This is a genomic window from Nitratireductor sp. GISD-1A_MAKvit, from assembly GCF_040819555.1.
In the GTDB taxonomy this organism is placed as follows: domain Bacteria; phylum Pseudomonadota; class Alphaproteobacteria; order Rhizobiales; family Rhizobiaceae; genus Nitratireductor.
In genome coordinates this window covers 2,412,175-2,434,147 of sequence record NZ_CP161920.1, presented here as the reverse complement: position 1 = coordinate 2,434,147, position 21,973 = coordinate 2,412,175, and the positions used below count along the sequence as shown (strand labels likewise).

Here is a 21,973-nt window from a genome sequence, read left to right as displayed (position 1 = left end):
AAATGCCCGTTTCCGATCAGGAGCGTATAGCCGCACAGCTGCGCAATCCGCGCATTGTCAAACTGTGGCAGGCCCTGGCACCGCTGAAATCCTGCGTCTCCTTCATGAACACGGGCGCACACCCCGACGACGAGACATCGCAAATGCTGGCGGCACTGGCCCTGCGCGATGGCATTTCGCTCTCCTTTGCCTGCGCAAATCGCGGCGAGGGCGGACAGAATGCCATCGGCTCCGAGCTAACGCATGACCTGGGGGTGGTGCGCACGGCGGAAATGGAGCGCGCGGCCGATGTGCTGAACCTCAATCTCTACTGGCTATCGGAAACACCCGACGACACGATCTTCGATTTCGGCTTTTCAAAACGCGGCACCGAAACGCTTGAAAAATGGGGTCGCGAGCGCACGCTCAAGCGCTTTGTCGAGATCATCCGCACCGAGCGACCGGACATCATCTGCCCCACATTCCTGGACGTGCCGGGGCAGCATGGGCATCACCGGGCGATGACCGAGCTTGCCCATGACGTGGTTTGCGCTGCCGCCGACCCGGAATTTCCGGGCGTGGATCTTCCGGTCTGGCGGGTGAAGAAGCTCTACCTGCCGGCATGGTCGGGCGCAGGCGACAATTACGATGACGATCTGCCGCCACCCAAAGCCACGCTGACGGTCAAGGGTGCGGGCGAAGACCCGGTAACCGGGTGGAGCTGGGCGCAGATCGGCGAGCAGTCGCGCGCCTTCCATCTGACGCAGGGCATGGGCCGCTGGGTGCCTCACGGGCAGGAGCGCGACTGGCCACTGCATCTGGTACGATCCGAGGTGAATGGTCCCGATGACCGGATCACGGACGGGCTTCCGGCCACACTGGCCGATCTGGCTTCTTTTGCCGGTGCGCCTGAAATTGCCGACGACCTGAAAGCGGCGCAGACGGCCTGCGATGCAGCACTGGCCGCGTTTCCGGATATCGAAGCGGTGGCGCAGCAGGCGGCCTTGGCCCTCAAGGCGGTGCGTGCTGCCCGCGATGCCTGCCCCGACAGGGCACGAGACGAGGTTCACCACCGCCTCGCGGCAAAGGAAATGCAGCTTTCTCACATCATGCGGATTGCCAGTGGCGTGGAGGTGCGCGCCTGGCTCGAACGCGATGTCCTGCGGCCCGGCGATCATGTCGCGCTGACCATTGAAAGCTCCGGTCCCGTTGCGGAGGTGTCGCCGGTTCTGCCGGAAGGCTGGCGCTTTGCGGATGGTGCCGTTCACGTGCCGGTCGACGCCGAAAGCACGGACTGTTATCCGGCCACATACCGTCCCGGTGTTGCGCGCCTTCCGGCCATCCGTGTCGGCGTGACCGTCGATGAAGTCTCGTCGGAGACGCTTTTGCCGCTGGAACGGGCGCCGGTCGTGCTTCCTGCACGCTCGGCAGCACTCTCTCCCGACCGTGCTCTGATCAACACAGCGGCAGCCACCCGCCAGATCGATCTGCGCGTTTGCGAGCTTTATCCGCATTCGGGGAAAGTGGGGCTGGAATTGCCTTCCGGTTGGTCCGCAAAGTCCGTTGCGGGCGGTTTTCTCGTGGAAGCGCCGAAAGACATTGCGTCGGGCCTCTACGATGTTTCCCTTCAGATCGACGGGACGCCCGCCGAAACTGTCAAGCGGATCAGTTATCCACATACCGGCGAACGCGCGCGCGCGTTTCCGGCGCAGCTTTCCGTGCGGGTTCTGGATGTGGCACTGCCGGATGTGCGGGTGGGCTATGTCGGTGGTGGCAACGACCGCGTGGGTCACTGGCTCAGGGCTCTCGGCCTCGATGTGACCGAGTTGGCGGACAGCGAGATCACGCAAGAAGGGTTGAAGAATCTCGACACGATTGTGGTGGGTATATTCGCCATGCGTGCACGACCGGCGCTCAAAAATGCCATGCCGGTGCTGCATCGCTGGGTGGAGGCGGGTGGCAATCTTGTCACGCTCTATCACCGCCCGTGGGATGACTGGGATCCGGAGACCGTGCCGGTGCGCCGGCTCGAAATCGGCAAGCCATCGCTGCGCTGGCGGGTGACCGATGAGAATGCCGAGGTGACCCATCTCCTGCCTGATCATGCGTTGCTGAACACGCCCAACCGCATTGTCGCCGAGGACTGGAAGGGCTGGCACAAGGAGCGGGGCCTTTACTTCGCCAGGAGCTGGGACGAGGTCTATGAACCGCTTCTTTCGATGGCCGATCCCGATGAGGTACCGCATGAGGGCTCGCTCCTTTCTGCCCGCATCGGCAAGGGGCGGCACACCCATGTGGCACTCATCCTGCACCATCAGATGGAGAAGCTTGTGCCGGGTGCGTTCCGCCTGATGGCGAACCTCGTGGCAAGGCCGTGAGTGCTGGAGCAACTCCGAAGGACAATCTGCGCGCCGGGGCCTGGCTTCTGGCGGATATGGGCCTCAACATCTGGGCCATATCCATCGTCAAGGCGCTGGGGGCCGGCTATCCACCCTGGCAGCTCGTTTTTCTCCGCGCATTGGTCGGTTTCTGCGTGATCCTGCCATGGCTGGCGCACCAGCGATCCGTCCTTACTCGGATCGACCATGTGCCGCTGCATCTGTTACGGGTTTTCCTGTCGGCTGTGGCGCTGACAGGCGGCTTCTACGCGGTCGCGCATCTGCCGCTGGCGCTCTACATGACGATGAATTTCACCCGGCCCGTGGTTCTGGTGGCGCTTTCGGCGGTGATCCTGCGTGAAGCGGTTTCCGGCTCGCGCTGGCTGGCGGCTGCGCTGGGACTGGTGGGGGCGTTCATAGCCGCAAGTCCGGCCAACGTGCCCTGGACACCGGCGCTTCTGGCCGCACTCGCCGCTGTTCTGGCCGGTACGGGTGCAATCATTGTCACGCGGCAGCTCAAGGGCACGCCGCCGGTCGTCATGATGCTGTTTTACACCGGTGGGCTGGCGCTCATCACCGCTTTTCCGGCGCTCTCTGGCTGGCAGCCGGTTGCGGCTGGGCATTGGCCGTTTCTTCTGGCGGTGGGGTTGTTTTCGCAGGCCGCGCAATTCTGTTTCCTGCGCGCCCACTGGCTGGGCGATGCCGGGTTTCTGGGACCGCTCGGTTATTCGAGCCTCATCCTGTCGGGGCTTGTCGGCTATGTCTTCTTTGGTGAGATCCCCAGTCTCAACACGGTGATCGGTGCCTTGATCATCGTGCTTGCCACAGGGTTCCTTACATTGAGAACGGCGCGGCTCAGGAGCCACGCCGCCTCGGGAAGCTGAAAGACACTTCAGCTCAGTCTGGGTCGGAGCCCTCGGCGATGGCCTCGTCGGCAATCTTCGGGCGGAAGTAGCGCCCCACGATCAGCGGCAGGACAAAGCCGACAATGGCAAAGGTCCACAGACCGATCGCCAGCCAGGAGTTGAAGAGCATCGTCCAGTCGCCGTCATGGATGGTCATGGCGCGGCGCAGGTTCTTTTCCATCTGATCGCCAAGCAACACACCGAGAATGATCGGCACCAGCGGCACGTCGAGCTTGCGGAGCACCCAGCCCATGACACCGAAGATGACCATCACCACCAGATCGAAGGTCGAGCCGGATATGCCGTAAATGCCGACGAAGGAGATCATCGCCACGGCGGGCATCAGATAGCGTGTCGGGATAAGAAGCACCCGCACGAAGAGCGAGACCAGCGGCAGGTTCATTGCCAGAAGCATGATGTTGCCGATGAAGAGGGCAGCTATCAGCCCCCAGACCACATCCGGATTCTGCTGGAAGAGCAGGGGGGCCGGGCGTGATGTTGAGCGCAAGCAGCATGGCAAGCAGGACGGCGGTGGTGCCGGAGCCGGGGACGCCGAGCGCCAGCATGGGCACCAGAGCACCACCAGCGGCCGAATTGTTGCCAGCCTCGGGGGCGGCGACGCCGCGCGGGTCGCCTTTTCCAAACGTTCCCTTGCGGTCGGAGATGCGCTTTTCGAACGTGTAGGAAATGAAGGAGCCGAGCGAGGCACCGGCCCCCGGCAGGACGCCGGCGATGAAGCCGAAGATGGTCGAGCGCCCCATGGCGGGAATGGTCTCGCGCACGGTTTTCCATGGCGGCACGATGCGGCCCACCTTCACCACCTTGTCATCGGCGCCGCTGCCGGCGCGGTGCTCAAGAAAGATGAAGACTTCCGAGAGCGCGAAAAGGCCGACAATGGCGACGAGGAAGTCGATCCCGTCGTATAAATGCACCTCGCCGAAGGAAAAGCGCGGAACGCCGGTCTGACCGTCGACACCGATGGTGGCGATGCCGAGACCGATGACGGCAGCGACTGCGGCCTTGGCCTGATTGCGGCTTGCAATGCCGCCAAGCGTGGCGAAAGCGAGCACGAAGAGCGCGAAATATTCCGCCGGGCCGAAGAGGAGCGCGACCTTGACGAGCTGTGGTGCCAGAAAGACCAGCCCCCATGTGGCAAAGAACGCGCCGACAAAGGAGGCAAGGCCGGAAATCGCCAGCGCTTCACCGGCCCTGCCGGCCTTGGCCATGGGATGGCCGTCGAGCGTCGTCATCAGCGCCGGTTCGTCGCCTGGAATGTTGAGCAGGATCGACGAGATGCGCCCGCCATACATGGCGCCGTAATAGACGCTGGTGAGCAAAATGAGCGCCGGCGTGGCCGGAAGGCCGAGCGTGAAGGCGAGCGGAATGAGGATAGCAACGCCGTTTGAAGGGCCGAGGCCCGGCAGGGCGCCGATGATGGTGCCGAGAAAGCAGCCAATCAGCGCAAGCATGAGGTTTTGCCAGGTAAGCGCGACGGCAAAACCGTCTGCGAGTGATGCTAATGTGTCCATGAAGGGCCTCCCGCCTCAGAAGCCCCAGGGGCCGCGCGCCAGCGACAGTCCCAGGACAAGATGGAAAATGACGTAGATTCCGACGGCGATGAGAAGGCCGGCGATGAGGGCCGAAACCGGGCCGGAACCAAGGCGCCAGGAGAGATAGCTCGCTGCTATCGCCGTGCAGGCGACAAAGCCGTATTCCTTGAGAAACAGCGCATAGGCCACCATGACGGCGGTCGCCATGCCGATCTCGAACAGGCGTGCGAAAGTCGGCCATTCGGGCTCGGTGTCCGGTTTGAGGACGATCACCGCGCTGGAGATCGCCAGCACGGTGCCGATCATGAATGGAAAGGCTTTTGGCCCGAACGGGTCGGAAATGAAGCTCAGCTCGATCTGTGTTGCCTGCCAGATGTAGAAGGCGGCAAGAAGGAAGCCGAAAGCCCCGAAGATACGGTCGCTCATGTCGGACGCGCTCCCCTGATTGTTCCTGATGCAATCCGGGCCTGCAGGATGATGCCGGCAGGCCCGGAAATGATCACATGCGGATTACTTCAGAATTCCGATCTTTTTCGACAGATCGGTGATGGAATCGATGGACTCCTTCACGAAGGCCTGAAATTCGTCACCCTGAAGATCGAGCGGCGCAAGGCCGTTCTGGGCCATCACTTCCTTCCATTCGTCGGAAGCGTAGACCTTGCTGACGGCATCGACCCAGTAGGCGTAGGCTTCATCCGACATGTCGCCGGGAGCATAGAAACCACGCCAGTTGGCGCCGATCACGTCTATCCCCTGTTCCTTGGCCGTCGGGAACGAGGCAAAATCACCTTCAAGACGCTCGGGAGCCATCACCGCGATGACCTTGATGTCACCGGAATCGACAAACCCCTTGGCCTCCGAAGCATCACCTGTAAAGGCCTGTACGGAGCCGGCAAGAAGCTGCGTTACGGCTTCGCCACCACCATCAAACGCCACATATTTAACCTGGCGCACATCCTCGATGCCTGCCTCGGAAGCGGCGATCAGCACCTTGAGGTGATCCCAGCCGCCCACGGCCGATCCGCCGGCCACCGACACGGAGCCCGGGTCGGTCTTGATCTTCTCCATCAGTTCAGGAAGCGTGTTGATGGGGGAATCCTTGGCAACCGCGATGACCCCGTAATCTGCTCCCACAGCGCCGACCCAGCGCACCTGGTCCATGGTGTTGCCGGGGAAGGCACCCTGTGCAAGGCGCGTGGCGGTTGCCGAAGACGCTGCCACGATAAGGTTGTTTTCCGAATTGCGCTTTCCCACCACTTCGGCAAAGGCGACGCCACCACCGCCACCGGCGATGTTGGTGACCTGCATCGTACCGGGCACCAGCTCAAGGTCCTGCATCGTCTTGCCCACCTGACGGCAGGTGAAGTCCCAGCCTCCACCGGGATTTGCGGGCGCAATGCATTCGGTATTGTTGGGCTCGAACGCAAAGGCCGAAAGGCTGGATGCGAGCGTGAAAGCGGCCGCGAGGCCGAGCAAGTTTTTCATCGATATTCCTCCTCCTGAGCGGTTCGGCCATGAAATGGCAGGACCTTTCTCATACTTTTCACCACCGCCGTCCTCCCTGCGGACGAAACGGTATGTCAGGAGATTGTTCTCATGACGCGGGAGAGCCTATAGGGTGACCCTGTCAACAAGCTGTCATTGTCCGGAAAAATGCATTTCCTCATTGTCGAAGATACGCGCGATGTCGCGGAAGCCATTGAACGGCGGCTGGAAAAGGCCGGTCATGTGAGCGATCGCGCCGAAACACTGGAGGATGCAGAGCATTTCGTTGCCATGGCGCAACACGACCTGATCGTCCTGGACATCAACCTGCCGGATGGTTCGGGCATAGCGTTTTTGAAGCAGCTTCGCGCGGCCGGAAACCGCGTGCCGGTTCTGGTCCTGACCGCCCGACTTGCGGTTAACGACAAGATCGACGCGCTGGACCTGGGGGCTGACGACTACATGATCAAGCCGTTCGATCTGGGCGAACTGGAGGCACGCATGCGCGCCATCATTCGCAGGCGCAGTGGCGATGCCGACCGCACATTGTCGGTCGGCAGGCTCACCTTCGACATGGCCGCCCGGCGCGTGCTGATCGATGGAGAGCCCTGTGAACTGACGCGGCGCGAACAGACGCTTCTGGAAATCTTTCTGACCAATCGCGACCGGGTGCTGGAAAAAGAGGATCTTCTGACACGGCTGTTCGGTCATGACGAACAGCGCAATCCCAATGCGGTTGAACTTTACGTCGGACGCCTGAGACGCAAGATCGAGGGTTCTGGCCTTGAGATCCGGACACTGCGCGGCCTTGGATACCAGGCCGTCACGACGGAGCCGGAGGCCTGATGGCAGCTCCCGCCCGCCAGGCCCTGCGCGGCCGCAGTCTCTCGATCGCCTATCGCCTGACGATATCGCTTACCCTGGTGCTCACCCTGGCTGTGGCCGCCACCATCTACGCAGCCTATGGTTATGGCCGGCAGGCGGCCAACGAAGCGTTCGACCGCCTGCTTCAGGGGGCGGCACTTCAGATCGCGGAGCGCATTTTCGTCATTGAAGGCGAGGTTCGCGTCGACATTCCCGTATCGGCATTTGAGCTTCTGTCGCTTGCGAAGGATGAGCGCGTGTTCTACCGCGTCGCACAGCCCGATGGGACGACACTCACCGGATATGAGGACTTCCCGTTGCCGAAGGCAGACACGATCCCGGAGGCTGGCCATACCTATGAGGTTGAGTTCCGGGGCGAACGGGTGCGGGCACTTGCCATGCTGCGCAGACTGGCCGAGCGAGCAGTCAGCGGCGACATACACATCATCGTGGCGCACACGACCGACAGCCGCGAGCAACTGGCGCGCAGCATGGCGACACAGGCCGTTGCCGTGATCGCGGGCGCGGGCCTTGCAATCCTTATTCTGGCCCTGATTGCGATGCGCTACGCCATGCGCCCGCTGGAGCGCATTCAGACCGCAATTCTGGAGCGCGATCCGCTCGATCTTTCTCCATTTTCCATGCATGCGCCCGATGAGGTGTCGGCACTTGTGGCGGCCATCAACCGGTTCATGGGCCGGCTCGACCGGCGTGTACGCGCCATGCAGGACTATGTGGCGGATTCTGCACACCAGATCCGGACCTCGATCACGGCGCTAAGGGCGCATAGCGAACTCGCGCTCGATGAAGACGATCCGCAGCGCCTCAAGACGCTGCACCGGCGCATACGCAGCCGCGCCATCGGACTCAACCGTCTGACGGACCAGCTTTTGAGCCACGCCCTCGTCACCCACCGTGCCGATACGGCCCCACTTGAGCCACTGGACCTGCGCCGCATTGCCGTTGATGCGGAACGCGAATTCGGCCAGTTGGCAGGGGGACGAAAATCGCGCATCCGGCTGGATCTTCCGGAAGAACCGGTCATGGTGCGCGGCGATGCATTCAGCCTGCGCGAGGCGGTGAAAAACCTGCTCAACAATGCCCTTGCACATGGCAAGCCACCGGTGGGCGTGGCCGTTTCAGGTGCCGCCGGTCGGGCGCAGATCGTCGTTTCCGACCATGGGGAGGGCGTTGTGGCGAGTGACCCGGCAGAGATCGGTCGTCGGTTCGCGATCAATCCCAACAAGCCCGAAAGTGCGGGGCTGGGCCTGGCGATAGTTCGCGAAGTGGCCGAATTTCATCACGGCCGCATTGCACTTGAAGGAGGCGATGGCATGTTTTCGATCAGTCTTGTCCTGCCGTTGGCCGATGAGGCAGGAGACCGCAAATGAGAAGCTTTGCGGCCATTCTGGTTGCCGTTCTGGCCCTCGTGTCGCCCTCCATGGCGCAGAACACCGACACGGTTTTCGAAGCACCCGCCGGAGAGATCGAGCAGCTTGTCATAGGCAGTGTGACGGACCTCGTGCATATCGAGCCGCTGATCAGGGCGTTCCAGACGGCAAATCCCGCCACCACGATCATTTACCGTCAGATGACAAGTCTCGACCTCTACGCAGCCACGAACGAGGCATGTCAGGAAGAGCGGTTTTTCGCCGATACGGTGATTTCCTCGGCGCTTCCCGAGCAGGTGCGGCTGGTGAATGACGGGTGTTCGGAGCCCTTTCAGTTTGCCCTGCCTGCGGCACTGCACGACTGGGCTTCCTGGCGCAACGAGCTGGTCGGACTCACCTTCGAACCCGCCGTCATCGTTTACGACCGGCAGGGGCTCGACCCGGATGAAGTGCCGCGAAACCGCTTCGAACTGGTCGATCTCCTGCGCCAGACGGAGCGTTTTCGCGGACGTATCGGCACCTACGATATCGAAAGCTCGGGCGTGGGCTACATTTTCGCGTTCGAGGATGCCGCACAGGCTTCAACCTGGGGGCGGTTGCTGGAAAGCCTCGGTCAGAACCGCGCACGGCTTTATTGCTGCAGCTCCGAGGTGATCGACGGGGTTCGCAATGGCGAGCTGGTGCTGGGTTACAATGTGCTTGGATCCTACGCGCTTGCGCGCCAGAAGGACGATCCGAGGATCGGTATCGTGTTCCCCTCCGATTACACGCTCGCGCTTCCGCGTGCAGCATTCGTCTCACGCCACGCCCGCAACAAGCGGGCAGCAAATGCGCTCATCGCCTTTGCATTGAGCAAATCGGGGCAGGAGCTCCTTTCGGGACCATCGCACCTGATGTCGTCGATCAGCGGGCCGGAGAGACTGAACGCCATCGATACCGGTGCCGGCCCCATCGGCCGAAGAGGCCGCATTCCGTCCGATCGAGCTTTCTCCCGCGCTGCTGGTCGGGCTGGACAGGGCCAAGCGCAGGGCATTTCTCGAACAATGGCAGAACTCGTTTCGTGCCGGCGGAGCACAGTAGCCAGTCGGCTATTTGCTTTCCCTTCCGCCTTGTCTAATCATGCCGCGACACGGGGGAGGTGCAGAAGACATGGCAGGCGGACAGGCGGCAACAGCGCGGCGCGACATGACGGCGGATCCGGAGTTCGGGCCCTGGCTGGCCCAGGCATCGATCCTCGTCATTGATGACGAACCGGGAATGCGCAATTTTCTCATGCGCACGCTTGGGCCGCGCTGCAAACGTTTCGACGAAGCCGCCGACACGCAGGAAGCCTCGCGCAAGCTCGATGCCAATCATTATGACGTGGTGATCCTCGACAACATCATGCCCGGCAAGAACGGGGTCGACTGGCTGGCCGAACAGCGCGCGATTGGCTTTTTCTCTAATGCCATACTGATGACCGCCTATGCGGATCTGGAGACGGCGATACAGGCGCTGAGAGCCGGGGCGGTGGATTTCATCCTGAAACCGTTCCGTTCAAACCAGCTATTGAACGCCGTGGCACGGTGCCTCGATCAGATGCGGCTTCAGCGCGAGAACTACGTTCTGCGCTATGAACTCCGATCCACCTCCGAACATGTGCTCCTGCGTGACAAGCTGATCGGCGGGTCGGGGGCAATCAGCGATGTGCGAGAGACGATTGCACGCGTTGCGCCGCTGCCGACATCGGTGCTTCTGACGGGCCAGTCGGGTACGGGCAAGGAAGTCGCGGCGCGCTCCCTCCACTCCCTTTCGGAGCGGGCAGAAAAGCCCTTCGTTCCGGTCAATTGCGCGGCGATTCCGCCCGACATGATCGAGACCGAACTGTTTGGCCATCTCAAGGGAGCGTTTACGGGAGCAGAATCGGCTCGCGAGGGACTGTTCATGCACGCCCAGGGAGGGACACTGTTTCTCGATGAGATCGGTGAGTTGCCCCTTGCCACGCAAAGCAAGCTGTTGCGGGTTCTCGAAGACCGACGGATCAGACCGGTGGGCTCGGAGCGCGAAATTCCGGTCGACCTGCGTTTCGTCTTCGCGACCAATGCCGATCTCAACAGAATGGTTGAGACCGGAGAATTTCGCTCCGACCTCTTTTTCCGGATCAACGTGATGCAGATCCACCTGCCACCGCTCAGGGATCGTGGCGACGACGTGCAGGAACTGGCCGATCTGTTCATGTCCAAGCTTTCGCTACAGCTTGGCATGCCAAGAGTGCCGATCGGACAGGAAGCGCGCGCTGCGCTCGCCGCATATGACTGGCCGGGCAATGTGCGCGAGTTGCGCAACCTCATCGAACGCACGCTCATTCTCGGTCGCTTCCCCGACGATTTCGGCGGTGGCAGCCCCGGTATGCCAGGAAAAGGGGGCGGCGGGGAAAGCCTTGCCGACATTGAGCGCCGGCACATTCTGTCGGTCCTCAACAAAATGGGCGGAGATCGCGAGGCAGCCGCGCGCCAGCTCGGCATTTCCCGCAAGACCATCGACCGCAAATGCGCGGCCTGGAATGTCTGATCGATTAGAAACGGGCAGGCTCGGGGGGCAGGGACGCTCGGTCCGCTTTCGCCTGCTGGTGATTGCCCTGTTGCCGACGCTCGTGATTCTTCCACTGCTTCTGGGTGTGGCGGTCTATCGTTGGAACACGAAGTTCGATGCCGCGCTCATCTCCAAGGTCAATGGCGATCTGACCATCGCACACCAGTATTTTGCCAGGCTGCTGGAAAACACCGGTGAGCGGATTGCGGCGCTGGGCGCATCCGCACGCTTTCGCGACACGCTCAATGCCGACGGAACCGGGTTGGCCGATCTGCTGGAGAGCCACCGCCGGGCGCTGGAGCTGGATTTTCTCTTCCTTGTTCCACGGGATGGGGCGATTCTGGCCTCGGCACCGAACCTCACCGGCAGACCGCGCCGTGACTGGCCCATCATCCAGAAAGCGATGTCGGGGGCCCCGGCCACCGGAATAGACATTTTTTCGGCGAGCGAACTCGCCGCGTTCGCGCCGGCAATGGCTGAGCGCGCGCGGGTCGAACTTGTTCCCACGGCCAATGCCGTTCCCACCGACCGGGCCGACGAAACCCGCGGTATGATCGTTCATTCCGCAACGCCGGTAACCCTTGCCGATGGAAGGCCTGCCGCGCTGGTTGGCGGAAACCTGCTGAACCGAAATCTGGTTTTCATCGATACGATCAACGACCTTGTTTATCGGGAGGCAAGCCTGCCGGAGGGCAGTCAGGGAACCGCTACGCTGTTTCTGGACGATGTGCGCATCAGCACGAATGTACGGCTCTTCGAGGGGCGCCGTGCGCTGGGAACCCGCGTGTCGAGCATCGTCCGCTCCGCCGTTCTGGGGCAGGGGCGCGTCTGGCTGGATAGCGCTTTCGTCGTCAACGACTGGTACATCTCGGCCTACGAACCGATTACCGACACTTATGGCGAACGTGTCGGGATGCTGTATGTCGGGTTTCTGGAAGCGCCCTTCACCGAAGCGAAATACACCACGCTTGTGACCATTGCGGGCGCCTTCCTGGCGATCACCGCGCTGAGTGTGCCGCTGTTTCTGCGCTGGGCCCGATCAATCTTCAAACCGCTGGAACGCATGGCCGGAACGATTTCCGAGGTCGAGGGAGGGGATCTTGGAGCGCGAACCGGAATTCGCGGCGTGGATGATGAAATCGGCCGTGTTGCGCAGCATCTGGACCTGCTTCTGGAGCAGTTGCAGGAGCGCGATCGGCAGTTGCGGGCGTGGAACGAGGAACTGAACGCGCGCGTTGAGGAGCGGACGCGCGAGCTGCGTCTCGCTAACCGGCAGCTCGAGGCCACAACACGACAGTTGATCGTATCGGAGAAACTGGCAGCGATCGGTGAGATCACGGCGGGTGTGGCACACGAGATCAACAATCCAATCGCGGTGATGCAGGGCAATCTCGAAGTTGTCCGGCAGGTTATGGGAGAGCGGGCGGAGGAGGCGCGCACCGAGTTTCGCCTGCTTGATGAACAGATTCACCGCATCAGCCAGATTGTCACCAAGCTCCTCCAGTTTGCCCGGCCGGAGGAATATGCGGGCTTTCTGGCGCGCCATGCGCCTGGCGATGTCATCTCCGACACGCTGCCGCTGGTCCAGCATCTGCTCAACAAGAGCGAGATATCCGTAGAGCGCGAAGATGGTGCCAGCCGGCTGGTCCTGATGAACCGGACGGAGCTGCAGCAGGTTCTGGTCAACCTGATCGTGAACGCGATCCATGCCATGTCGGATGGCGGCACGCTTTCGCTGCGCAGCCATGACCGCGACCTGGACGGTCAGGCCGGGGTCGTCATCGAGGTGGCCGATACGGGCGTTGGCATGACGCCCGAAATGCTTGCCCGCGTGTTCGATCCCTTCTTCACGACCAAGCGGCAGGAAGGGACGGGGCTCGGCCTTTCGATCAGCCAGACACTGGTTTCGCGCCAGGGCGGAAAGATCACCGCCGAAAGTGAAGCTGGCAAAGGCACACGCTTCACGATCTGGCTGCCCGAGGCGAGCTGAGCCGGCTTTTCGACCGGAATGGACAAATTGTCCGATGACTATGGACATTTTGTCCATAGAAGCAGGCTTTCAATCGATAAGCATCTGAAATCGTTACCGCGTGCCGGCTGGCACGGTCATTGCATTCATTAAGGTGATTGCAAGAGGAGGACGATTTCAATCACAAGATCCCGTCCCGGGGAGCGTGCCCGATGCGTCAGGCAGGGGCACTTGCGGGCGGGAGATTTCGAACATGTAACCAGCAGGACGGCTACCGGATCGTTTCGGTGGCAGGAGGAGACTTATGTCCGCAGCAAGTGAAGCATTGACTGGCGCGCCCGCCGGAGGAATTCTCGACAGGGAGAGGATCATCGCCCGGCCGGGCTTTAACCGCTGGCTCGTACCGCCGGCAGCTCTGGCCATCCATCTGTGCATTGGTATGGCCTATGGTTTCAGCGTGTTCTGGCTGCCATTGACGCAGGCCATCGGCATCTCGCAAAGCGTGGTGTGCGAAGACATGACGCTCGTCGGCGCGCTGTTTACCACGCAGTGCGACTGGCGTGTTTCGGATCTCGGGTGGATCTATACGCTGTTTTTCGTGTTGCTTGGTTCGGCCGCGGCCATGTGGGGCGGTTGGCTTGAGCGGGCAGGACCGCGCAAGGCGGGTGTCGTCGCGGCGATCTGTTGGTGTGGCGGCATCGCCATTGCCGCGCTCGGCGTGATGATGCACCAGCTCTGGCTGATGTGGCTAGGGGCGGGCGTGATCGGCGGCATCGGTCTCGGCCTTGGCTATATTTCGCCCGTCTCGACGCTGATCAAATGGTTCCCCGATCGCCGCGGCATGGCCACAGGGATGGCGATTATGGGCTTTGGCGGCGGCGCCATGATCGGCGCGCCTCTGGCGGACATGTTGATGACCATGTTCAAGACGGCGGATTCGGTGGGGGTCTGGCAGACATTTCTGGTCATGGCGGCGATCTACTTCATCTTCATGATGGGCGGTGCCTTTGGATATCGTATTCCCCCGGCAGGCTGGCGGCCGGAAGGCTGGACACCACCGGCCAAAAGCGCCAAATCCATGATAACCTCGCGTCATGTCCATTTGCGGGATGCACACAGGACAAAACAGTTCTGGCTGATCTGGGCCGTGCTCACCCTCAACGTTTCGGCCGGCATTGGCGTGATCGGCATGGCTTCGCCCATGTTGCAGGAGATTTTCGGCGGCCGCCTGATCGGACTGCCGGACCTTTCGTTCAACGAGCTCGATGCATCCCAGAAGTCGGCCATCGCCGCCATTGCCGCCGGTTTCGCCGGCCTGTTGTCACTGTTCAACATCGGTGGGCGTTTCTTCTGGGCCTCGCTTTCCGACAAGATCGGGCGCAAGAACACCTATTACGCCTTTTTTCTGATCGGTATCGTGCTCTATGCGCTGGCACCCTCAGCCGCCCATATGGGCAGCCAGGTGCTCTTCGTTTTGATGTTCGGGATCATCCTGTCCATGTATGGCGGCGGATTCTCAACGGTTCCGGCCTATCTGGCCGATATTTTCGGGACCCAGTTCGTGGGCGCCATTCACGGCAGGCTGCTGACCGCATGGGCGACGGCCGGCATCATTGGTCCGGTCGTGGTGAACTACATTCGTGAAGCGCAGATCAATGCAGGCATTCCGCGCGAGCAGGTCTACGACTTCACCATGTACATCCTGGCCGGAATGCTTCTTCTCGGGCTGATCTGCAACATGCTGGTCAAGCCTCTTTCCGACAAATGGTACATGTCGGATGAAGAAGTCGCGAAACTTCAGGCGAAATCGGCAGCCGCCGATGCCGGCCCCCACCGGATCGTTCGGAATCGGCAAGGGCGGGTTCGATGGCAAGGCGCTTGCCGCCTGGGCTGTCGTCGGTATTCCCATTCTCTGGGGGATCTGGATAACGCTGCAGAAGACCGCGGCCCTGTTCTAGACGGGGTTGTTGCAGCGCTGCCTTCCGGCATGAGCCCCGCCGGAGGGCAGAGTTCCCGTTCTGCCGGAAAGGACCGGTTCGCGCTAACCGATAGTGATGTGATGGCGGGCTTGCCCATCAGCCCAACGCTCTCTATGTCCAAGCCGAGAGTTTTCAGACACGACAGACCGGAGCCGGGGCCCTGAACGAACACATCATCATTATCGGAGCGGGGCATGCCGGTGTCCAGGCCGCTGCAAGCCTTCGCGAAGAAGGGTATGAGGGGCGGCTGACGCTGATATCGGGCGATCCCGAACTGCCCTATCACAAGCCACCGCTTTCCAAGGCGTTTTTGAAAGCCGCCGATGCACAACCGCAGATGCTACGCGCGCAGGCATTTTACGACACGCAGAAAATCGAGCTCCTGAAGGGGCGGCGGGTGACCAGCGTGAAACCACGCCCCCACACGCTGACGCTGGACGATGGCAGCCAGCTCCACTGGAGCAAGCTCCTGCTTGCCACCGGAGCAAAGCCGCGCCGGCTGGCGGTGCCCGGAGCGGACCTTGCCGGTGTTTTTTACCTGCGCGATTGCGCCGATGCCGCCCGGCTGCGCGATGCACTGGCCACAGCGCAGAAACTGGTCGTGATTGGTGGTGGTTTCATCGGCCTCGAAGTGGCGGCGACGGCTGCCATGGCTGGCAGGCGCGTTGACGTGGTGGAAGCGGCAGAGCGCATATTGGGGCGGGCCGTGAGCCCCACCATTGCCAGACATCTGCACGCCTATCACGAGAGCCTGGGCGTTGGAATATCGACGGGTTGCGGGGTTGCCGAACTCAGGAGCGAGGAAGGCAAACTCCGGAGCGTGCTCACTTCGGACGGTCAGGAGCTTGATGCCGATCTGGTGCTGGTGGGCATTGGCGCGTTGCCAGAGACCGAACTGGCCGAAAAAGCGGGCCTTGTCTGCGACAACGGTATCCATGTGGATGCTTCCTGCCGCACAAGCCTTGAAGACATTTATGCGATCGGAGACTGTGTCTCCTTCAGATACCTTTCCCCGGAGCGTGTGCTGCGCCTTGAATCGGTCCAGAACGCCACGGACCAAGCGCGCATCGCGGCAAAGGCAATGCTTGGAAAAGAGGCATTTTACGACGCGGTTCCATGGTTCTGGTCCGATCAGGGCGAGCGCAAGCTGCAGATGGCAGGCCTTTCGCTTGACGCGGATCGCGAGGTGATTGCAGGCGATCCCCACAGCGCCGCATTTGGCGTATATCTCTATTCCGGCGAGCGGCTTGTCGCCGTGGAGACCGTCAATCGCCCGGGCGAACACATGATGGCGCGACGGATGCTGGCGGCGGGGTTTTCTCCGCCCGTGGAGACGGTTCTGGAAGGACCGGCGGCGCTGAAGGCCGCGATGGCGGCCAGCCAATGAGCGCTCCCGTGCGGGTGCACGGTGATCCGACAACGACACATTTTAACAGTGATCTTGCAAACGAGAACGTTTTTTCCCAAACCGGACCCATGGCACCTTACGACCACAAATTCGCCGTCGCCCCGATGATCGACTGGACGGACCGGCACTGCCGCTATTTCCACCGTCAGCTCACGGGCAGGGCGCTTCTCTATACCGAGATGATCGTTGCCGATGCGGCCATTCACGGCGATCGCGAGCGCTTGCTCGGCTTTGATCAAAGCGAACATCCGGTGGCCCTTCAGCTTGGGGGCTCGGATCCGGAAAAACTGGCGCGGGCTGCCGAGATTGGCGCCGGCTTCGGTTATGATGAGATCAATCTCAATGTTGGCTGCCCCTCGGACCGGGTCCAGTCGGGAACTTTTGGCGCCTGTCTGATGAAGACGCCGGATGTGGTTGCCGCCGGCGTCGCAGCCATGAAGGCGCGTGTTTCGGTGCCGGTCACGGTGAAATGCCGGATCGGTGTGGACGAACAGGACATTGAACCAGCCCTTGATGCGCTGGCGGACGCGGCCTGGTCGGCAGGAGCCGACGCGCTGTGGGTCCATGCCCGCAAAGCCTGGCTGCAGGGGTTGAGCCCTAAGGAAAACCGGGAAATCCCGCCCCTCGACTATGATCGTGTCTATCGTCTCAAACAGGCCAATCCAGACAGGTTCATCGGCATCAATGGTGGGATTCTCTGCCTTGATGAGGCGCGCCGGCATCTTGAACGGGTGGACGGCGTCATGCTTGGGCGCGCTGCATACCAGAATCCAGAGGTACTGGCCGGTGTCGATGCTCTTGTGGATGGCGGCGAGCCACAGCCGGTTGATCATAGCGCACTGATCGAGGCAATGGCCGCATACGCGCAACGGCATATTGAAGACGGCGGGCGACTGTCGCATGTCACACGGCACATGATTGGCCTGTTCCATGGATTTGACGGAGCACGGCGCTATCGGCAGATCCTCTCCAGCCAGGCAACAAAACCCGGAGCGGACCCGGATGTTCTGCGCGAGGCGTTTGCCGCTGTCGATCTCAGCACGAGGCGCAGCGCGGCCTGAAGCGAAATTCATCGTTGGCGATTGCTTTTGCCGCGCAACGGCGCTAGCCACGCATCACCGGGCTGGAGAGGGGGCACCATGAACCTGCCGATGGGGGAAATCGCCATGTTTGCGGGCGCGTTGGCTGCGGCTGGTGTCGTGGCAGGCGTCCTTGCCGGCCTCTTCGGTATTGGCGGCGGTGCGATCCTCGTCCCGGTCTTCTATCAGGTCTTCGGGCTCGTTGGTGTGGACGAGGCCGTGCGCATGCACCTTTCCGTCGGCACCTCGCTTGCCATCATCGTGCCGACCTCGCTGCGGTCCTTCCGCGCGCATTATCTGCGTGGGGCAGTGGATATGGAACTGCTGCGGAGTTTCGTTATCGCCGTTCCCCTGGGGGTTGTTCTGGCAACGCTCGTGGCAGCCTATGTGTCCAGCGAAGGGCTGAGGGCGATTTTCGCGATGATAGCCTGCCTGGTCGGCGTCAGGCTTCTTTTCAACCGCGAGACCTGGCGTGTGGGGACCGAGCTTCCTGCCAATCCCGCACGTTCGCTTGTTGGAACACTGATCGGTTTTCTGTCCACATTGATGGGGATTGGTGGCGGCGTGCTGAACAACACCTTCATGACGCTTTTCAACCGACCGATGCACCAGGCCGTGGCGACCTCGTCGGGCGTCGGTGTGCTGATCTCGATTCCGGGCCTTTTCGGCTATGTATGGGCCGGTTGGGGCGAGCCGCTTCTGCCGATTGCCTCCACCGGTTATGTGAACTGGATTGCTGTTTTTCTCATCATCCCGATCACGCTGGTGGTTGCACCGTTTGGTGTTCGGATTGCCCATGCACTCGACAAGAGAAAGCTTGAAACGGCATTCGGCATTTTCCTGCTTCTGGTTGCCGCGCGTTTCGGCTGGAGCCTGCTTTAGATCAACTTCCGCTCAAAGCGGTTGTAGCGCATGGAATAGAACGGCACGGGCGCGCCGGGTCTGAGCTCCGGATCGCTGCCGAGGCGCTGCTCCAGATCGTCCAGTATCGTGCGGGTGATCAGCGGAACCTCGGTTTCCCTGGCCCGGGGGATGGGGAGCCACATGAGCTCTTCCAGCTCGTGGGTCGGGCCGCCATCCGGCAGTTCCACCGCGACATCATCGCGCCATGCGGCCAGAAACCGGGTGTCGAAGCGGCGCACACGGCCCGGCGGCGTGATTGCGCGGGCGATGTAGCGCAGACCAGATAGCGAAGGACGCACACCGTTGTCGGCAAACCCCTGCCAGTCTTTTGCCGTGGTTGAGAAGGGACCTTTCTCGCCAATCAGCAGTCCGGCTTCCTCATAGGTCTCGCGGATCGCCGACATGGCGACCGCGCGTGCCCGCGCCGGTGTCGCACGCGAACCGGTTCCGATCAGCCGGCGTTCCTCTTCGGGATGGAGGCCGGCGGCAACCGGTATGCGACCGTCTGCAGGATCTGTCCGTCCGCCAGGAAACACGAAGCGGCCGGGCATGAAAGCGTGTTTGCGATGGCGACGCCCCATCAGGACGCGCACCTCGTCACCGCTGCGGTCAAGCAGGATGAGAGTTGCCGCATCGCGTGGCCGCATGGGTTTTCCGCCGAGCGAGAAATCCTTTGCTTCCGCACGGTCGACCGCAGCCCTGTCGAGCCCATCCATGCGGTTGGGACGCTCGCTCATGGCCACCTCCTACGAATGCTTTCCCAGTTCCGGGTGCGTGTCGGCCGGTTCGTCCTCTTCGCCAAAGCCGTGCATGTAGTAGGCCCACTGCAAACCAACAATTGAGCCCTTTATGGGGCCAATCAGGGCAAGCGACATGATCAGCGTGATGGGCACCCAGATCGAAAGATGCACCCAGCCTGGCCAGTCGGTGAACGCCTCCATTCCCATGAAAGCACCGACGACGACATGACCGACGATGAAGATCACCAGATAGGCCGGAAGATCATCTGCGCGATGATGATGGAACTCCTCGCCGCATTCGGTGCACTGGTCGGCCGTTTTGAGGTAAGCACGAAAGAGCTTTCCCTCTCCGCAATTGGGGCAGCGGCCCAGAAAACCGCGCTTCATCGCCTCCCAGAGCGGGCGTTCGGGCTTCTTTTGCGCTGCAGCGCCGCCGTAAACCTGTTCTTCCATCATCGTCTCCTGCCCTGCGAAGCGCGGCGGCTTTTGCCGGAACCGCGCCCGGAGCGACCCTTTGCCTTGTGGAAGGATTGCATCGATCCCGGCAGTTTCTCGGGCTTGCTCAACATTTCAAAACGCATCGCGCCAGCAAGGGGGGCGATCTCGACAAGCCGCACCGACACGCTGTCGCCAAGCTGAAAGCCGCGCCCGCTGCGCTCGCCCACCATGGCATGCCGTGCCTCGTCATAGATATAGTACTCGTCTCCCAGTGTGGAGACAGGCACAAAACCATCGGCACCATATTGCGGCAACTGGACAAATAGTCCCGCCTTGGCCACGCCGGAAATGCGGGCATCGAATTCCTCACCGAGACGGCCTGAAAGATGTTCTGCAACAAGCCGGTCAACCGTGTCGCGCTCGGCGGCCATGGCGCGGCGTTCCGTCGCCGAAATCAACGCTGCAGTCTCTTCGAGCCGTGCTTCCTCGTCCTTTGTCAGCCCATCCTTTCCAAGACCGAGAGCCGCGATGAGGGCGCGATGAACGATCAGGTCAGCATAGCGGCGGATCGGCGAGGTGAAATGCGCATAACGCCGCAGGTTGAGGCCGAAATGGCCGAGATTCTCGGGCGCATAGACTGCCTGGCTCTGCGAGCGGAGCACGACCTCGTTGACGAGTTGCTCGTGCTCGCTGTCGCGCACACGGGCGAGAATGGCGTTGAATTGCGCCGGCTTGAGCTGTGCGCCGCGCGCCAGCGAAATCTCGAAGGTGCGCAGGAATTCGCGCAGGGATTCCTGCTTGGCGAGCGAGGGGGCATCGTGGACGCGGTAGACCAGTGCCTGACGCTTTGCCTCCAGCGTTTCGGCAGCCGCCACATTGGCCTGCACCATGAACTCTTCGATCAGTTTGTGCGCATCAAGACGGGGTGGAACGACAACGCGATCCACGGTGCCGTCCTCTTTCAGTAGAATTTTGCGCTCGGGCAGATCGAGTTCCAGCGGCTGACGGTCGTCGCGCCCGCGTTTCAAAACCGCATAGGCTTCCCATAGTGGTTTCAAGATCGGGTCGAGCAGCGGCCCGGATTTGTCGTCCGGTTCGCCGTTTATGGCGTTCTGGGCCTGCTGGTAGGACAGTTTTGCCGCAGAACGCATGATCACGCGGTGAAAGCTGTGACCAACCTTGCGGCCAGAAGCCGAAAAACGCATGCGCACGGCAAGTGCGGGGCGCGGCTCGCCTTCGCGCAGCGAGCACAGATCATTCGAAATGCGCTCGGGCAGCATTGGAACGACACGGTCCGGGAAATAGACGGAATTGCCGCGTTTGACGGCCTCGCGGTCAAGTGCGGAACCCTGGCGCACATAATGCGCGACATCGGCGATGGCGACAGTGGCGATGAAACCGCCGGGGTTTTTCTCGTCGGGGTCCGGCTCTGCCATGACCGCGTCGTCATGGTCCTTTGCATCGGCCGGATCGATTGTGATGAGCGGCATGTCGCGCCAGTCTTCCCGGCCTGAAAGCGTGGCAGGCTTCGCAGCCTCCGCCTCGGCGATCACTCCGTCGGGGAAGATGTGCGGGATTTCATGGGCGTGAATGGCGATCATCGAGACCGCCTTTTCGCTGGAAAGTGAGCCGATGACCGAGATCACCTTGCCACGCGCCGGGCCATAGCGCCCGCCGGAGAGCGGTTCGATCTCGACCAGATCGCCGTCCTGCGCATCGTTCAGGTCGCTGTCATCGATGGTGAGCTCGCGTTGAGTGCGCTCGACCGGCTCGATGCGAAAACCACCATCCCCCGACTTGCGGATGACGCCCAGAACGCTCTGCCGGCGCTTTTCGAAGACCTTCATCACGCGGCCCGTATAGGCCGGGCCCTCGTTGTTTTCGGTGGGAAAAACGCGGGCCAGAACGCGGTCACCGATGCCGGCGGGCTTGCCGCCTTTCTGGCTGCGGATTTCAACGAGGGGCAGGGGGCCTTCGCCCTCATCCTGGTCCTCGCGTTCGGCAGGCCGCGCCAGAAGCGCGCCGGCGGCATCGCGCGAAAAGATATCGAGCACAACCACATGCGGCAGCGCACCGGGGCGCAGAAGGCGCTTGCGCGTTTTCTTCAGAAGCCCTTCATCCTGAAGCTCGCGCAAGATGTCCTTCAGCCAGATGCGGTCGCCGCCCTTGAGGCCGAAAGCCTTGGCAATGTCGCGTTTTGATGTGCGGTCGGGATTTTCCTTGATGAAGCGCAGCACGTCGTCACGGCTGGGCAAGACCGATCCGGATGTCGCTTTGTCCGCTTTCTTTCCGGCGGACCGGCCCTTCGATTTCGACTTGCCGGAGATGCTGCGC

15 protein-coding genes and 2 pseudogenes are annotated in these 21,973 nt (G+C 61.8%); 11 read left to right on the top strand and 6 right to left on the bottom strand.

The genetic code is table 11. The annotated features are described in order from the left end of the window. Nucleotides 1-2 precede the first annotated feature (2 nt). Both AB2N04_RS12840 and AB2N04_RS12835 read left to right on the top strand, forming a co-directional pair. Complete coding sequence (locus AB2N04_RS12840; protein WP_367714842.1) at nt 3-2,357, top strand: PIG-L family deacetylase; 2,355 nt, start codon at nt 3-5, stop codon at nt 2,355-2,357. Next, on the top strand, nt 2,354-3,241 hold the full coding sequence (locus AB2N04_RS12835; RefSeq protein WP_367714841.1) for a DMT family transporter: 888 nt from the start codon (nt 2,354-2,356) through the stop codon (nt 3,239-3,241). Before AB2N04_RS12840 ends, AB2N04_RS12835 begins: the two co-directional genes overlap by 4 nt. A 13-nt stretch (nt 3,242-3,254) precedes the next feature. Here AB2N04_RS12835 and AB2N04_RS12830 read toward each other — a convergent pair. The 3 genes and pseudogenes from AB2N04_RS12830 to AB2N04_RS12820 form a co-directional block, all read right to left on the bottom strand. Beyond that, a pseudogene (locus AB2N04_RS12830) lies at nt 3,255-4,791 on the bottom strand (tripartite tricarboxylate transporter permease). 15 nt (nt 4,792-4,806) lie between these two features. Next, on the bottom strand, nt 4,807-5,238 hold the full coding sequence (locus AB2N04_RS12825; protein ID WP_367714840.1) for a tripartite tricarboxylate transporter TctB family protein: 432 nt from the start codon (nt 5,236-5,238) through the stop codon (nt 4,807-4,809). Between the two features lie 84 nt (nt 5,239-5,322). Continuing rightward, complete coding sequence (locus AB2N04_RS12820; protein WP_367714839.1) at nt 5,323-6,297, bottom strand: Bug family tripartite tricarboxylate transporter substrate binding protein; 975 nt, start codon at nt 6,295-6,297, stop codon at nt 5,323-5,325. A gap of 168 nt (nt 6,298-6,465) precedes the next feature. On the opposite strand from AB2N04_RS12820, the gene AB2N04_RS12815 reads away from it, so the two are divergent. The 9 genes and pseudogenes from AB2N04_RS12815 to AB2N04_RS12775 all read left to right on the top strand — a co-directional run bounded on the left by AB2N04_RS12815 (nt 6,466) and on the right by AB2N04_RS12775 (nt 18,440). Continuing rightward, entirely contained in the window at nt 6,466-7,143 is a 678-nt protein-coding gene (locus AB2N04_RS12815) for a response regulator transcription factor (RefSeq protein WP_367714838.1), read from the top strand. Then, nucleotides 7,143-8,552 carry a sensor histidine kinase gene (locus AB2N04_RS12810; protein ID WP_367714837.1) on the top strand — a complete coding sequence of 470 codons (1,410 nt, stop codon included), beginning with the start codon at nt 7,143-7,145 and terminating at the stop codon, nt 8,550-8,552. Before AB2N04_RS12815 ends, AB2N04_RS12810 begins: the two co-directional genes overlap by 1 nt. Continuing rightward, a complete protein-coding gene (locus AB2N04_RS12805) occupies nt 8,549-9,796 on the top strand; it encodes an ABC transporter substrate-binding protein (RefSeq protein ID WP_367714836.1) in 1,248 nt (415 codons plus the stop codon). The genes AB2N04_RS12810 and AB2N04_RS12805 overlap by 4 nt, the downstream gene beginning before the upstream one ends. Next, the gene (locus AB2N04_RS12800; protein ID WP_367714835.1) at nt 9,702-11,102 is read left to right on the top strand and encodes a sigma-54-dependent transcriptional regulator; all 1,401 of its coding nucleotides are present in this window, start codon (nt 9,702-9,704) and stop codon (nt 11,100-11,102) included. Before AB2N04_RS12805 ends, AB2N04_RS12800 begins: the two co-directional genes overlap by 95 nt. Then, complete coding sequence (locus AB2N04_RS12795) at nt 11,095-13,113, top strand: cache domain-containing protein (protein WP_367714834.1); 2,019 nt, start codon at nt 11,095-11,097, stop codon at nt 13,111-13,113. Before AB2N04_RS12800 ends, AB2N04_RS12795 begins: the two co-directional genes overlap by 8 nt. Nucleotides 13,114-13,396: 283 nt before the next feature. Continuing rightward, nucleotides 13,397-15,050, top strand: a pseudogene (locus tag AB2N04_RS12790) (OFA family MFS transporter). A 181-nt stretch (nt 15,051-15,231) separates the two neighbouring features. Next, entirely contained in the window at nt 15,232-16,458 is a 1,227-nt protein-coding gene (locus AB2N04_RS12785; RefSeq protein WP_367718808.1) for an NAD(P)/FAD-dependent oxidoreductase, read from the top strand. 89 nt (nt 16,459-16,547) lie between these two features. Beyond that, complete coding sequence (gene dusA / locus AB2N04_RS12780) at nt 16,548-17,540, top strand: tRNA dihydrouridine(20/20a) synthase DusA (RefSeq protein ID WP_367714833.1); 993 nt, start codon at nt 16,548-16,550, stop codon at nt 17,538-17,540. Nucleotides 17,541-17,618: 78 nt separating this feature from the next. Next, nucleotides 17,619-18,440, top strand: coding sequence for a sulfite exporter TauE/SafE family protein (locus AB2N04_RS12775; RefSeq protein WP_367714832.1), 822 nt, complete (start codon nt 17,619-17,621; stop codon nt 18,438-18,440). Here AB2N04_RS12775 and AB2N04_RS12770 read toward each other — a convergent pair. From AB2N04_RS12770 to rnr, 3 genes are read right to left on the bottom strand one after another with little or no spacing between them, the layout of a single operon-like run. Then, nucleotides 18,437-19,177, bottom strand: a complete 741-nt coding sequence (locus AB2N04_RS12770; RefSeq protein WP_367718807.1) for an NUDIX hydrolase — start codon at nt 19,175-19,177, stop codon at nt 18,437-18,439. The genes AB2N04_RS12775 and AB2N04_RS12770 overlap by 4 nt on opposite strands. Before the next feature lie 30 nt (nt 19,178-19,207). Continuing rightward, nucleotides 19,208-19,654, bottom strand: a complete 447-nt coding sequence (locus AB2N04_RS12765) for a DUF983 domain-containing protein (protein WP_367714831.1) — start codon at nt 19,652-19,654, stop codon at nt 19,208-19,210. Further along, nucleotides 19,654-21,966, bottom strand: a complete 2,313-nt coding sequence (rnr, locus tag AB2N04_RS12760) for a ribonuclease R (RefSeq protein ID WP_367718806.1) — start codon at nt 21,964-21,966, stop codon at nt 19,654-19,656. The genes AB2N04_RS12765 and rnr overlap by 1 nt, the downstream gene beginning before the upstream one ends. Between the last annotated feature and the right edge of the window lie 7 nt (nt 21,967-21,973).

Bases quoted from the DNA above. Each gene is read 5' to 3' on its own strand.
- AB2N04_RS12840 (WP_367714842.1), top strand. From the start codon at position 3: ATGCCCGTTTCCGATCAGGAGCGTATAGCCGCACAGCTGCGCAATCCG.
- AB2N04_RS12825 (WP_367714840.1), bottom strand. From the start codon at position 5,238: ATGAGCGACCGTATCTTCGGGGCTTTCGGCTTCCTTCTTGCCGCCTTC.
- AB2N04_RS12820 (WP_367714839.1), bottom strand. From the start codon at position 6,297: ATGAAAAACTTGCTCGGCCTCGCGGCCGCTTTCACGCTCGCATCCAGC.
- AB2N04_RS12815 (WP_367714838.1), top strand. From the start codon at position 6,466: ATGCATTTCCTCATTGTCGAAGATACGCGCGATGTCGCGGAAGCCATT.
- AB2N04_RS12810 (WP_367714837.1), top strand. From the start codon at position 7,143: ATGGCAGCTCCCGCCCGCCAGGCCCTGCGCGGCCGCAGTCTCTCGATC.
- AB2N04_RS12805 (WP_367714836.1), top strand. From the start codon at position 8,549: ATGAGAAGCTTTGCGGCCATTCTGGTTGCCGTTCTGGCCCTCGTGTCG.
- AB2N04_RS12800 (WP_367714835.1), top strand. From the start codon at position 9,702: ATGGCAGGCGGACAGGCGGCAACAGCGCGGCGCGACATGACGGCGGAT.
- AB2N04_RS12795 (WP_367714834.1), top strand. From the start codon at position 11,095: ATGTCTGATCGATTAGAAACGGGCAGGCTCGGGGGGCAGGGACGCTCG.
- dusA (WP_367714833.1), top strand. From the start codon at position 16,548: ATGGCACCTTACGACCACAAATTCGCCGTCGCCCCGATGATCGACTGG.
- AB2N04_RS12775 (WP_367714832.1), top strand. From the start codon at position 17,619: ATGAACCTGCCGATGGGGGAAATCGCCATGTTTGCGGGCGCGTTGGCT.
- AB2N04_RS12770 (WP_367718807.1), bottom strand. From the start codon at position 19,177: ATGGATGGGCTCGACAGGGCTGCGGTCGACCGTGCGGAAGCAAAGGAT.
- AB2N04_RS12765 (WP_367714831.1), bottom strand. From the start codon at position 19,654: ATGGAAGAACAGGTTTACGGCGGCGCTGCAGCGCAAAAGAAGCCCGAA.